Origin of the sequence: Nocardia higoensis, assembly GCF_015477835.1 — a bacterium.
Taxonomy (GTDB): domain Bacteria; phylum Actinomycetota; class Actinomycetes; order Mycobacteriales; family Mycobacteriaceae; genus Nocardia; species Nocardia higoensis_A.
The window spans coordinates 219585-232746 of record NZ_JADLQN010000006.1 but is presented as its reverse complement, the minus strand read 5'-3'; the positions used below and the strand labels follow the sequence as shown (position 1 = coordinate 232746).

8 protein-coding genes and 1 tRNA gene are annotated in these 13162 nt (G+C 69.8%); 2 read left to right on the top strand and 7 right to left on the bottom strand.

What is annotated here, in order from left to right; translation table 11 throughout:
- Positions 1-199 precede the first annotated feature (199 nt).
- Both IU449_RS25035 and IU449_RS25030 read left to right on the top strand, forming a co-directional pair.
- A complete protein-coding gene (locus IU449_RS25035; RefSeq protein ID WP_195004594.1) occupies positions 200-901 on the top strand; it encodes an AzlC family ABC transporter permease in 702 nt (233 codons plus the stop codon).
- The gene (locus tag IU449_RS25030; RefSeq protein WP_195004593.1) at positions 898-1209 is read left to right on the top strand and encodes an AzlD domain-containing protein; all 312 of its coding nucleotides are present in this window, start codon (positions 898-900) and stop codon (positions 1207-1209) included. The genes IU449_RS25035 and IU449_RS25030 overlap by 4 nt, the downstream gene beginning before the upstream one ends.
- Before the next feature lie 184 nt (positions 1210-1393).
- Here the strand turns inward: IU449_RS25030 and IU449_RS25025 are convergent, their stop codons facing one another.
- The 7 genes from IU449_RS25025 to IU449_RS24995 form a co-directional block, all read right to left on the bottom strand.
- A complete protein-coding gene (locus tag IU449_RS25025) occupies positions 1394-2059 on the bottom strand; it encodes a hypothetical protein (RefSeq protein ID WP_195004592.1) in 666 nt (221 codons plus the stop codon).
- Positions 2056-2481, bottom strand: a complete 426-nt coding sequence (locus IU449_RS25020) for an acyl-CoA thioesterase (RefSeq protein WP_228805708.1) — start codon at positions 2479-2481, stop codon at positions 2056-2058. Before IU449_RS25020 ends, IU449_RS25025 begins: the two co-directional genes overlap by 4 nt.
- A gap of 198 nt (positions 2482-2679) precedes the next feature.
- Positions 2680-7611 (bottom strand): NAD-glutamate dehydrogenase, encoded by a 4932-nt coding sequence (locus tag IU449_RS25015; RefSeq protein ID WP_195004591.1) that lies wholly within the window; start codon positions 7609-7611, stop codon positions 2680-2682.
- A 382-nt stretch (positions 7612-7993) separates the two neighbouring features.
- Entirely contained in the window at positions 7994-9670 is a 1677-nt protein-coding gene (gene ettA / locus IU449_RS25010) for an energy-dependent translational throttle protein EttA (RefSeq protein ID WP_195004590.1), read from the bottom strand.
- Positions 9671-9779: 109 nt separating this feature from the next.
- Positions 9780-10742, bottom strand: coding sequence for a serine/threonine dehydratase (locus IU449_RS25005; RefSeq protein ID WP_195004589.1), 963 nt, complete (start codon positions 10740-10742; stop codon positions 9780-9782).
- Entirely contained in the window at positions 10739-12814 is a 2076-nt protein-coding gene (locus IU449_RS25000; protein WP_195004588.1) for a cytochrome c oxidase assembly protein, read from the bottom strand. The genes IU449_RS25005 and IU449_RS25000 overlap by 4 nt, the downstream gene beginning before the upstream one ends.
- 146 nt (positions 12815-12960) lie before the next feature.
- Positions 12961-13034 (bottom strand) — tRNA-Arg (locus IU449_RS24995).
- Positions 13035-13162 lie beyond the last annotated feature (128 nt).

Sequence of the window (13162 nt, the reverse complement as noted above, 5' to 3'; positions counted from 1 at the left end):
TCTTCGACTCGCTCTCGGTCACACCGCCTCCCTCACCGAGCATCGCCCGCTCACCGAACATCGCCCGCTCACCGAACATCACAGCGATCACACCCGCGACGCCGCATGGACGTCTCCACCATCACACGAGCGCCGCCCGCTCGGCGAATGCGCCGGCCCCATTTGACCGCACCGGCCCGGAACGTTCACCATAAGAAACATGCGTTCGATATGGCGAACACTCGGTCGGGACACCGCACTGGGCATCGCCGCGTTGTGCTCGGCCGTCGGCGTGATCGGCATCTCCTACGGCACGACCGCCGTGGCCCAGGGCTTGCCCGCGTGGCTGCCGGTCCTGCTCGCCACCGTCGTTCTCGCCGGCGGCGCGGAATTCCTGTTCCTCGGGATCATCGCCGCGGGTGGCAGCCCGATCGCTGCCGCACTGGCCGGACTGCTGGTCAATGCCAGGCACCTGCCCTACGGCCTGTCGATTCCCGACGTGATCGGCACCGGCCCCCGACGCCTGCTCGGCGTGCACGTGATGAACGACGAATCCGTCGCACTCGCCCTGGCCGAATCCGACCACACCCGGCGCACGGCGGTGTACTGGGCCGGCGGCCTCGGCGTGCTCGCGGTCTGGCCGCTCGGCGCGGCACTGGGCGTCGGGCTGGGCACTCTGGTCCCCGACACCGCTGCCCTGGGCTTGGACGCGGTCTTCCCCGCCGTCCTCGTGGCCCTGGTGCTGCCCGCCCTGCGCGACCGAGTCACGTTCGGCGCCGTCGCGATCGGCATCGTCGTCGCCCTGGTCAGTTCACCGTTGCTCCCCGCCGGACTCCCCGTGCTCCTCGCCCTCACCGGCCTCGTCTACGCCCCGCTGCGCCTGCGCCGCGAACCCGTTCCAGCGGCGCGGGAGCCGTCATGATGCTCGGCGCCGGTGTGGTCGCGCTCGCCGTCGGCACCTACGCCTTCCGCTGGGCCGGACCCGCATTGCGCAGTCGGGTGCGCTTGCCCGATCACGCCCGCCGGCTGCTCGAGACCGGCGCTGTGGTCCTGCTCGCGGCCCTGGCCGCCGTCACGATGCTGCCGTTGGGCACCGGGGAGATCGGGATAGCCATGCCGGTCGGCGTCGGGGTCGCGGGCCTGTTCGCCTGGCGACGCAGCCCGCTGCTGGTCATCGTCCTCGCCGCGGCCGCGACCACCACCCTGCTCCGGCTCCTCGGCCTGCCCTGAGCCGGTTCACCGGGCCACCGGGCCACCGGGCCACCGGGCCACCGGGCCACCGGGCCACCGGGCCACCGGGCCACCGGGCCACCGGGCCACCGGGCCACCGGGCCACCGGGCCACCGGGCCACCGGGAGGATCGTAGGGCCCGCTGCGCGGAATATGCCGACGAACCTCGGCCGGAAGCGCCGAGTCAGTTCGCGAACAGCGGGATGCCTCCGCCGCGACGGCGGGCGACCGACCCGAAGCGGGCGTCGATGCGCAACCAGCTGCCGGTCGCGCGGACCCGGACCATCTCGGTGGCGGCGATGCGCGGCGATTCGACGCGGTCTCCGGAGTGCGGGATGAAGTCCATCGCGGTCAGGGCGAAGACGACGCGCATGGGAATCTCGACCTCCGTCTGCCCTCCCGAGACCGTGACGACGGTCTGGTCGAGCAGACCTGCGGGCGGCCCGTGCTTGCCGCCGTGTTCCTTGGCCAGCGCGACGCCGCGCTCGGAGAGTTCGACCAGTGTGCGGGCGGGCAGGTCGTCGATGTGGACGAACCCCTCGGTGGGCGGCAGCGCCCCGCGCCAGGCGGAGTCCATGGCGTAGCCGAGGTCGACCGCGCCGCCGGCGCGCAGACCGGCCTGCACCAGGTCGGCACCGACGGTCGTGTCGGCCACACCGAGGTCACCGGCCACCGTGCGGACCGCGAGGGTATCGAAGCCGGTCGTCACCCAGGCCGACACGTACCCGTCGCCGCGGCGGCGCAGACGCACCGGCGCGGCTTCGTCCAGGCGCAGGGCGTGGCCGAGGAAGGCCGCCAGATTCTCGCGTTCGGCGGGATCGGCGACGTGCAGCACCGGCTGCCCGCTCACTCGTCCATCCACTCCGCCAGGTAATCGTGTTCGGCCGGGGTGATCCGGCGCAGACGCTGGGTCTCGATGTCGAAGGCGGCGATCTGGGTGGCGGCGACCACCGCGGCGGGCGAGCCGGGTGCGGCGCCCGCGGCGCGCACCTCGTAACCGACGGTGAAGTCCACCGCACGCAGCTGCTTGATCCACATGGCGATGTCGAGCGGGGTGTCCTCGTGGCGTAGCTGACCGCGATAACGCACGTGGAGGTCGACGAGCACACAGCCCGCCCGCAGCGGCGCGGTCGGCCTGCCGTCCTCGAACAGCCACGGAATACGCGCCTCTTCCAGCAGGGTCACCATGCGCGCGTGGTTGACGTGCTGGAACACGTCCATATCGGACCAGCGGATGTCCACCTTCGCGTGGAAACGCCTGGGCAGCAGCAGAGTCCCGCCGTTGGCGTCGGCACCGCCGGTCGCATGGACACTGCCGTTCGACGCACTCGTCACCTGGTACCTCCGTGGATAGCCCGCTTCCGGCCCCGCTACACGCCGGACCCGGGCATCAAGGGTAGGCCAGTCGCACGCCCCGGCGCAGGTCCGGGGCGCGCGATTGTGACATATATCGACGCCGAGCCCGCGGGTCTACGACTGGGCGCCCACCCCGCTCACCATGCTGCGAACCTGCCGCGCGGCCACCGAGAGACCGGCCAGATCGTGTGCCCCGGATTCGAAGATCTCGGCCAGCGCCGCCCGCGCGCGCCCCAGCCTGGACTGATTCTTCGACTCCCAGTACTGGATCTTCTCCTCGGCGGTCTCCTCCGGATCACCGGCCGAGAGCACGTCGAGGGTCAGCGAGCGCAGCGAGGAGTACATGTCGTCGCGCACCGCGAGCCGGGCCAGTGCGTGCCAGCGGTCGCCGCGCTCGAGGTCGGAGATCGCCGCGAGCAGCCAGTCGATCTTGAGGTGGTCGTTGAGCGCGTAGTACATCGCGCCGACCTCGTCGCCGTCGCGATCGGTGATGTCGGCGATGTCGAGGACGTCCAGCAGCGGGAACTGGTTCAGCAGGCCGTAGACCTCGGTGGCCAGCTCACGCGGCGCACCGCGCCTGACCAGTTCGTCGGCCTGTTCGGTGACGCTGAGGATGTGATGGCCGCGCAGCCACGTGGACACCTTCGGCGCGAGTTCCCGCACGCCGTCGCGATACCGGTTGACCTCCGCGCCGACCGCGATGGGCTGCGGACGGTTGTTGAGCAGCCAGCGCGAGGCCCGGTCCAGGGTGCGTTTGGTCTCGAGTTCCAGTTCGTCGCGCACGGCGACCGGGACATCGGCCGCGCGGATGCGTTCCCACACCTCGCGCAGGCCGAAGATCTCGACCGCCGCGGCGAACGCGCGCACCGCGTCGCTGGCGGACGCGCCGTTCTCCTCGTTGAGCCGGAAGGCGTAGCTGATGCCGCCGTAGTCCACCATCTCGTTGACCAGCATGGTGGTGACGATCTCGCGGCGCAGCCGGTGCCGCTTGATCGCCGCGCCGAACCGCTCGCGCATCGGCTCGGGGAAATACTCCGGCAACCGTGCGGCGAAGTACGCCTGATCGGGCAGGTCGGAGTCGAGCAGGTCGGACTTGAGCGAAAGCTTCACGTGCGCCATCAGATTCGCCAGCTCCGGGGAGAGCAGGCCCTCGCCGTTGGCCACGCGGCGCTTCATCTCCGTCTTCGAGGGCAACGCCTCGAGTTCGCGGTCCAGGCCCCGGCGCTCTTCGAGGTCGGTGATCAGCCGGGCGTTGACATTGGTCATCCGAGTCGACTCGAACCGCGCCAGCCCCATCAGGAAGTTCTGGGAGACGTTGTCGCGCAACACCATCCGGGCGACCTCGTCGGTCATCGAGGCCAGCAGCGGATTGCGCTCCGCCACCGGGAGCAGCCCGGCGCTGACCACGCCGTCCAGCAGGACCTTGATGTTGACCTCGTGATCGGAGCAGTCCACCCCGGCCGAGTTGTCCAACGCGTCGGTGTTCATCTTGCCGCCCGCCCGGCAGAACTCGATGCGCCCGCGCGCGGTGGCGCCCAGATTGCCGCCCTCACCGATCACCGCGACGCGCAGATCCCTGCCGTCGACCCGGACCGGATCGTTGGACTTGTCGCCGACCTCGGCGTTGGTCTCGGTGGACGCCTTGATGTAGGTGCCGATACCGCCGTTCCACAGCAGTTGCGCAGGCGCGAGCAGGATCGCGCGCACCAGCTCCGGCGGCGCGAGCGAGGTCACGCCGTCGGGCAGCCCGAGAGCGGCCCGGGCCTGCGGGCTGATCGGCACCGCTTTCACGGTGCGATCCCATACCCCGCCGCCCTCGCTGATCAGTGCGCGATCGTAGTCGGCCCAACTCGACCGCGGCAGGGCGAACAGGCGCTGCCGTTCCCGATAGGACCGCGCCGCATCGGGATTCGGGTCGAGGAAGATGTGCCGGTGGTCGAACGCGGCGACCAGGCGGACGTGCTCGGACAGCAGCATGCCGTTGCCGAACACGTCACCGCTCATGTCACCGATGCCCACCACGGTGAAGTCTTCGCTCTGGGTGTCGATCCCCATCTCGCGGAAGTGGCGTTTGACGCTCTCCCACGCCCCGCGCGCGGTGATACCCATCGCCTTGTGGTCGTAACCGGCCGAGCCGCCGGAGGCGAAGGCGTCGCCCAGCCAGAAGCCGTAGTCGATCGCCACGGCATTGGCGATGTCGGAGAAGCTGGCGGTGCCCTTGTCGGCGGCGACCACCAGGTAGGTGTCGTCACCGTCGTGACGCACCACCCGTGCCGGGGGCACCACCGCGCCGGTGGCCAGATCGACATTGTCGGTGAGATCGAGCAGTCCGGAGATGAAGATGCGGTAGCACTCCACGCCCTCGGCGGTCAGCGCCTGACGGTCGGCGCCCGGGTCACCGGTCGGCTGCGGTGGCTGCTTGACCACGAAGCCACCCTTGGCGCCGACCGGGACGATCACGGCGTTCTTCACCGCCTGCGCCTTCACCAGACCCAGGATCTCGGTGCGGAAATCCTCCAGGCGGTCCGACCAGCGCAGGCCGCCGCGCGCCACCGAGCCGAAACGCAGGTGCACGCCCTCCACCCGCGGGGAGTAGACGAAGATCTCGAACTGCGGTTTCGGCTTGGGCAATTCGGCGATCTCGCGCGGTTCGACCTTCATCGAGATGTAGGCGCGGGGGGCGCCGTCGACGTCGGTGGTGTAGAAGTTCGTACGCAGGGTGGCCTTGATCAGGCCGAGGATGGCGCGCAGGATACGGTCGGCGTCCAGGCTGACCACCTCGTCGATACGCAGGCGCAGCTGCGCCTCGCACTCGACGGCACGCTCGGCCGAGCAGGTGCCGGGATCGAAGCGGGCGGCGAACAGATCGACCAGTAGCGCGGCGATGTCCGGATGGGCCAGCAGCACCCGCGCGATATTGATCTGCGAATACGGGAAGCCGGCCTGCTGAAGGTATTTCGCGTAGGCGCGCAGCATGGCGACCGCGCGCCACGGCAGCCGGGCACGCAACACCAGTTCGTTGAGTCCGTCGGCTTCGGCGCGGCCGTGCCACATCGCCGCCACGGCATCGACGAACCGTTGCCGCAGACCGCTGCCCTCGCCCGCGGCCGACTCCAGCAGCTCGGCGTCGAGATCGGTGTCGAGCGCGCTGCGCAGCAACTCCTGACGGGCCAGCACCCCGAAGTCGTAGATCCAGCGTTCCGGCTCCACTCGCACCCGGTAGGGCCGCTCGTCGACGACCTCGAGCCCCAGGCTCTGCAGTACCGGAAGCACCTGGCTCAGCGAGATTCCGGCCCCGCACACCGCCAGCGCGAACCGCCACGCGCCGGGCTCGGCGTCGGGAATCCGGTAGAGGTGCTGGTCGATGGCGCCCTCGGTGAGCCGCTCCAGCCGGGCGATGTCGCGCAACGCGCGGGCGGGCGTGAAGTCCTGCTTGTAGGACTCCGGGAAGGCGGTCGAATACTCCTGCACCACTTCGGGATCGAGCACCGGCGTGGTGGCGACCAGTTCGAGCAGGTGATCGGCCCAGGTGCGGCTGGCCTCGGCGAGCAGGCCCTCGATGCGCTTGCGATTCTCCTCGGAGGTGCGGGCCAGGATGGCCGCGCGGTCCGGTCCACCGGTTTCGGCGCCGGGGATCCGGACGGTGAAATACACACTCGCCAACTCGCTTTCGCTGACGCGCGCGGAGTAGTCGATGGAATCACCGCCCAGTTCACGCACCAGGATCTCCTGCATGCTCAGGCGCACGTGGGTGGTGTAGCGGTCGCGGGGCAGGTACACCAGGCAGGCCACGAACCGGCCGTGGGTGTCCGCGCGCAGGAACAGCCGAACCTGTCTGCGCAGACCGACGTTCAGCACGGCTTCGGCGGTGCGGCGCATGGTCTGCGCGTCGGAGGAGAACAGCTCGGTGCGAGGGAACGACTGGATGACCTCGAGCATGGCCTGCCCGGAGTAGGACTCCAGGTCGAACCCGCTGCCCTCGATCGCGCTGCGCACCCGGCGCGAGATGACCGGGATGTCGAGCACGTTCTCGTGGACCGCGGTCACCGTGAACACGCCGATGAACAGGTGCTCGCCGACGACCGCGCCGGCGGCGTCGACATCGGCGACACCGACGAAGTACGGGTACACCGAGCGGTGCACGGTGGCCGGAACGAGCCCCTGGGTCAGCATCAGCAGCGGGCGGTCCGCACCGTTGACCGGCACTCGGAAGTCGGTGCCGACATCGGGGCGGAGCACGCCCAGGCAGGTCCCGTCGACCAGGTCGGTGACCGTGCGCCCACCGACACTGTGCAGCCGATAGCGCGCGTAGCCGAGCACGGTGAAGTAGCCGCCGGCCAGCCAGCGCAGCAGCGCCGCGGTGTCGGTGAGGTCCTGGGCCGGGAACGGGCCACCGTCCGCCGCGGCGCGCCGGTCCAGTTCGTCGGCGAGCGCGCGCTGTGCCTGCTCGATCGCCCCGCGGTCGGCGACCACCTGACGCACGTCGGCGATCACGTTGCGCAGTGTGTCGGCGAGTCCTTCGAGCACCGCGCGATCGGTGGGCTGCAGTTGCAGGTGGATCCACGACTCGCGGCGCAGGGCGGCGCCTTCGCCCGCGCTCAGGCCGGATCTCGTCTCGACCTCGTGCGCGGCGGCGGCCAGCAGATGCCCCTCGCCGTCGCGTTCGACGTCGAAGATGGGGTGGATGACCTCGGTGATGCTCGCACCGGCGCGGCTCACCGCGGCGGTGATCGAGTCGACGAGCAACGGCATGTCGTCGGTGACCACCTGGACAGCAGCGCCGATACCCGGGCCGTCCGTGGTGCCCGTGTCGGCTGTGTTCTCTTCCGGATGGTGGACCCGGATCAGCGCGCGCCCCGCCGGACGCGTCGCCGCCAGTTCCAGATGTCGCTGGAAGATCAGCGACAGACCGGTGACCACGCTGTCCACATCGTCCGCGTCGACGTGGCGGAAATACGCCCGCTCGAGATTTGCCAGCTCCTCGCGCAGCGGATGCGGCAAACTCGCGGCCCAGGCCGCACCGGACAATTCGGACGAGACCGTCATTTTCTTCGCCAACTCCCTCGGATCGGATTCCGCAACAAAGTGACGCAGTCCGAAGGGTAGCTGTGCCGCACGCGCACGGCAGCGGAATACCGTCCCACCGCCGAAACGCCGGTGCCTCTCCACACGGTTCGGCTTCCGGCACAGCCCCCGATCGAACCCGGGGTTACCTCACGTCGACGCGATCGCGATGAGGACTGCCGGGGCACCGGAACGCGCCTGCGCATGCACTCGGCCCACCTTAGCCACTTCCATCCGGGAATGTGTCTTACAGGTGAAAACGACAGGGGGCGAGACGGTTAACCGTCTCGCCCCCTGAACGCAGCGTGCGATCCGAGGCCGCGTCCGGCGTCGGATCACCGTGCCGGGAGAAGCCCGTCGAGGGTCAGTCGCGGGTCAGCTTGCGGTGCGTCACCCGGTGCGGGCGCGCCGCCTCCGGGCCGAGGCGCTCGATCTTGTTCGCCTCGTATGCCTCGAAGTTGCCCTCGAACCAGAACCACTTGGCCTCGTTGTCGGAGTCGCCCTCCCACGCGAGGATGTGGGTGCAGGTGCGGTCCAGGAACCAGCGGTCGTGGGAGATGACCACGGCGCAACCGGGGAAGTTCTCCAGCGCGTTCTCCAGCGAACTCAGCGTCTCGACGTCGAGGTCGTTGGTGGGCTCGTCGAGCAGGATCAGGTTGCCGCCCTGCTTGAGGGTCAGCGCCAGGTTCAGGCGGTTGCGCTCACCGCCGGAGAGCACGCCCGCGGGCTTCTGCTGATCCGGGCCCTTGAAGCCGAACGCGGACACGTACGCGCGCGAGGGCATCTCCTGCTGACCGACCTCGATGAAGTCCAGGCCGTCGGAGACCACCTGCCACACCGTCTTCTTCGGGTCGATGCCCGCGCGGTTCTGGTCGACGTAGCTGAGCTTGACCGTGTCGCCGACCTTGACCGTGCCGCTGTCGGGCGATTCGAGACCGACGATGGTCTTGAACAACGTCGTCTTGCCGACGCCATTGGGCCCGATGACGCCGACGATGCCGTTGCGCGGCAACGTGAACGACAGATCCTTGATCAGCTGACGGTCGCCGAAACCCTTGTCCAGGTGTTCGACCTCGACCACCACATTGCCCAGGCGCGGGCCCGCGGGGATCTGGATCTCCTCGAAGTCGAGCTTGCGCATCTTCTCCGCCTCGGCCGCCATCTCCTCGTAGCGACCCAGTCGAGCCTTGTTCTTGGCCTGGCGGGCCTTGGCGCCGGAGCGGACCCAGGCGAGTTCTTCCTTGAGCCGCTTCTGCAGCTTCTGGTCCTTCTTGCCCTGGACCTCGAGGCGCTCGGCCTTCTTCTCCAGGTAGGTGGAGTAGTTGCCCTCGTAGGGATAGGCCCGGCCCCGGTCGAGCTCCATGATCCAGCCGGCGACATTGTCGAGGAAGTACCGGTCGTGGGTCACCGCGAGCACGGCGCCGGGGTACTGGGCGAGGTGCTGCTCGAGCCACAGCACCGACTCGGCGTCGAGGTGGTTGGTCGGCTCGTCGAGCAGCAGCAGGTCGGGCTTGCTCAGCAGCAGCTTGCACAGCGCGACACGGCGGCGCTCACCACCGGAGAGGTTGGTGACCGGCTCGTCCGGCGGCGGGCAGCGCAGGGCGTCCATGGCCTGCTCCAACTGGGAGTCCACATCCCACGCGTCGGCGTGGTCGAGGAACTCCTGGAGCTTGCCCATCTCCTCCATCAGCTCGTCGGAGTAGTCGGTCGCCATGAGTTCGGCGATCTCGTTGAACCGGTCCAGCTTGACCTTGACCTCGCCGAGGCCCTCCTCGACGTTGCCGCGAACGGTCTTCTCCTCGTTCAACGGCGGCTCCTGCTGGAGGATGCCGACGGTGGCGCCGGGCGCGAGGAACGCCTCACCGTTGTTCGGCTGGTCCAGTCCGGCCATGATCCTCAGCACGGTGGATTTACCCGCGCCGTTCGGACCGACGACGCCGATCTTGGCGCCGGGAAGGAAGTTCAAGGTGACATCGTCGAGCACGACTTTGTCGCCGTGCGCCTTCCGAACCTTCTTCATCTGATAAATGAACTCAGCCATATACGCAAGCCTATCGGTCAGGGAACAGGGGTACTCGCCGGAGGCGGGACAGTGGGGCGGGACGGAGCGGGGGTTCGGGCGGGTGGTCGCGAGGACACCGAGCCGAGGGTCACAGACCGGTGGTGTCGGTGTTCGCCCCGCAGAGCACCACGACCGGACGTTCGCCGCCCGCGGGGACGTACGCGCCGCTCTGGACGGCGGCCAGTGCGGCCGCACCCGCCGACTCCACCACGATACGGAACTCGCGCCACAGGTACTCGCGCGCGGTGGCGATCGCGTCCTCGGTGACCAGCAGAGCGGACACGTCGTAGCGGCGGGCCAGGCACAGCGCGAGATCGCCGACGCGACCCGCGCCGAGCGCGTCGCTCCCGGTGGGCGCGGGTCCGACCTCGACCGGCGCCTCGGCGGTCAGGGCGGCGCGCAGCGCGGGCATGCCCGCGGGCTCCACCCCGATCACGCGCTGCCTGCGCCCGTACGCCGCCGCCAGCCCCGCCACCAGGGCGCCACCGCCGACCGCCGCGAGCACCGGCGGCCTGCCACGCACCTGCTCCTCGAGTTCGAGGCCGAGCACCCCCGAGCCCGCCACCAGATCGGTCTGGTCGTAGGCATGCAGCAACAGCGCCCCGCGTTCGGCGGCCAATACGCGGGCGTGCGTTTCGGCGTCGCGGTAGGTGGTGCCGAACCAGAGCACCTCGGCGCCGTGCGACCACATGGCCGCGACCTTGGTGTGCGGCGCCGATTCGGGCACCACCACGGTGCAGGTCTTGCCCAACCAGGCGGCGACCAGTGCGGCCGCGATGCCGGAATTGCCGGAGGAGGCGAGCAGCACGTGCCCGCCGGCCTCGGTCGCGAGCATCGCGTTGAGCATCCCTCGCACTTTGAACGTGCCCGCGTGCTGCAGATATTCCAGCTTCAGGGTGACCGGGACCGGCCCGTTCGGACCGGCCACCGAGGTGTGCAGCACCGGGGTCTTCCTGATCCGGCCCGTCAGTCTGCGCCGCGCGGCGCGGACATCCGAACGCACGAGCCGATCGGATGCGCCGGAGGCCGGCGCGGTGTCGAGCTCGGTCAAGCGCCCGCCTCGCGCTTGCCCGCGCCGTCCTGCCGGGCGAGCTCGGCGTACATCGCGTTGTAGGCGGCCAGCTCGGCGTCGTCGTCGCGGTCGGCCGCGCGGTCGTAGCGTTTGGCCGCGCGCTGGTCGCTGCGTGACCACTGGATGAGCAGCGCCAACATGACTACCACCAACGGCACCTCGCCGCTGGCCCAGGCCAGGCTGCCGCCCGTCCGCTGATCGCCGAGCAGGTCGGTGTGCCAGTCCAGGCCGAGGCTGCGGAAGAACCAGCCGCCCATCACCGTGGACATGCTCATCAGCGCCACACCGAAGAAGGCGTGGAAAGGCAGGGAGCCGAACACCATGCCCAGTTTGGTCAGCGGCTCCACCTGGCGCGGCTTGGGATCGATACCGATCACGACCCAGTAGAAGAGATAGCCGCTGATCAGGAAGTGCAGGTTCATGAACAGGTGCGCGGCGTGCGAGTCGACGATCGAGTCGTAGATGCCGCCCATGTAGAGCGCGTAGAAACCGACGACGAAGATCACCGAGGCCACGATCGGCTGGGTCAGCACCCGGGCCACCGGATTGTGCACGGCCTGCAGGACCCATTCGCGCGGTCCCGGCGGGGCGCCGCGGCCCGCGGGCGGCAGGGCCCGCAATGCCAGTGTCACCGCGCCGCCCAGCGCGAACAGGATCGGCGTCAGCATCGACAGCGACATGTGCTGCATCATGTGCACGCTGAACATGGCGGGGGCATACCGGCCGATGCCCGAGGACGTCGTGATCAGCAGCAGCGCGCACGCCGACAGCCAGGCGACGGTGCGTCCGACCGGCCAGGCGTCTCCGCGCTTGCGCAGCCTGCGCACCCCGAGCAGATACAGCGCGGCGAGCACGATCGCGAGCGTGCCGAAGATCAGGTCGAAGCGCCAGTCGAACAGGATCCTGGCCACCGTCGGCGGACCGGCGAGGTCGTAGCCGAGTTCCACTTCCACCGGGGTCGGCACCGAGACCGGCGGCGGAGGCGGGGTCCGGCCGAGACCGACCGCCAGGCCGATGGTGGCGGCGAAGATCAGGACTTCGACACCGGCGAACCGGATGAGCGCGCCCCGGTCCCGCGGATTCGCTTCCAGCGCGGGCAGCGCCGCCCGGCGCTGGAACCAGCCGAGCACTCCGAGCACGATCAGCGCCAGCACCTTCACCAGGACGAGCCGCCCGTAGGTACTGGTGAACAGTTCCGAGAACGGCAGTCGGACCCAGGAGTTGATCACGCCGCTGACGGCGATCACCACGAACGCGGCGGTGGCCGCCAGGGAGAAGCGCCGGGCCGCCAGCCCGGTGTACACCCCGCCGCGCAGCGCGTAGGCCAGCACCGCGAACAGCCCGCCCACCCAGACCGCGACCGCGATCAGATGCAGGATGAGGCTGTTGGTCGCCACGTCGTGCGAGCCGCCGGAGGACGAATGTCCGGTCAGCGCCAGCGGCAGCATGGTCAGGATCGAGACGCCGAGCAGGATCGGGGTCCAGCCCCAGCGCAGGGCCAGCCGGGCGCCGATCGCGACGATCAACGCCAGCGCCACCGTCGTACGCCAGGCCTGCGCGACCTCGATCTGGCCGATGGCCCCCCACAGCTCCGCGGGCCGCCAGATCTGCCCGACCGGCCTGCCGGTGGTCTCGGACACCGTCAGCGGCGCCAGCAGCGCCGCGCAGCACGCCCACACCAAGGCGAAGTTGGAGGCCATCCGCACAGCGCGGTAACCGCCCGCGTCGAGCAGGCCGTTGCCTTGCGGCGGCACCAGGAACGCGGCGAACACCAGTGAACCGACGGTGAGCGCGGCGGCCAGATCGGCCAGTGCCCGGACCGCGGGCAATCCGTAGGTGGTCATCGCACCGGGATCGGGAATGCCGAGCAGAGTCAGCGCCTGGGCCGCCGAGAGCCCGACGACCAGTGCCGCCGTCACCGCGGCCACCGCGCCGCAGAACACCGCCGCCGCGCCCGAGAACACCGTCGCGGTGGCGAAGCGCCCTACCGCCGCGCTTCGCGTGGCGTCCCGCGCAGCGGTGGCTTCGGCTGGCTCCGGGGGTGAGGACATACGACTGAGCGTAGTTGGATGATCGGGGCCACACCGTGGCGGGTTTGGCTGCCCCTCGGGGCGGAGAAGAAAATCGGCGTTTGCGCGATGCGTACACCGGGTACGCACAGGGAGTCCGGTGCAGTGTGTGCACCGGCGCGGCGTCGCGCCCCCGGCAGGAATCGAACCTGCGACCTAGGGATTAGAAGGCCCTTGCTCTATCCAACTGAGCTACGGAGGCAGTGCGTCCACCATGACCGTCGCACGGCCTTGCTGTCCACCGGGCGTAAGTATAACGATCGTCCAGGTTTTCGGCTGTCCGCCTCCGACACGCGTGGGGCGGGGCGGACTCTTCCCCGGCCGCGAGGG

Excerpts from the sequence above, each read along its gene's own strand:
- IU449_RS25035 (WP_195004594.1), top strand. The coding sequence starts at position 200 with ATGCGTTCGATATGGCGAACACTCGGTCGGGACACCGCACTGGGCATC.
- IU449_RS25030 (WP_195004593.1), top strand. The coding sequence starts at position 898 with ATGATGCTCGGCGCCGGTGTGGTCGCGCTCGCCGTCGGCACCTACGCC.
- IU449_RS25015 (WP_195004591.1), bottom strand. The coding sequence starts at position 7,611 with ATGACGGTCTCGTCCGAATTGTCCGGTGCGGCCTGGGCCGCGAGTTTG.
- ettA (WP_195004590.1), bottom strand. The coding sequence starts at position 9,670 with ATGGCTGAGTTCATTTATCAGATGAAGAAGGTTCGGAAGGCGCACGGC.
- IU449_RS25000 (WP_195004588.1), bottom strand. The coding sequence starts at position 12,814 with ATGTCCTCACCCCCGGAGCCAGCCGAAGCCACCGCTGCGCGGGACGCC.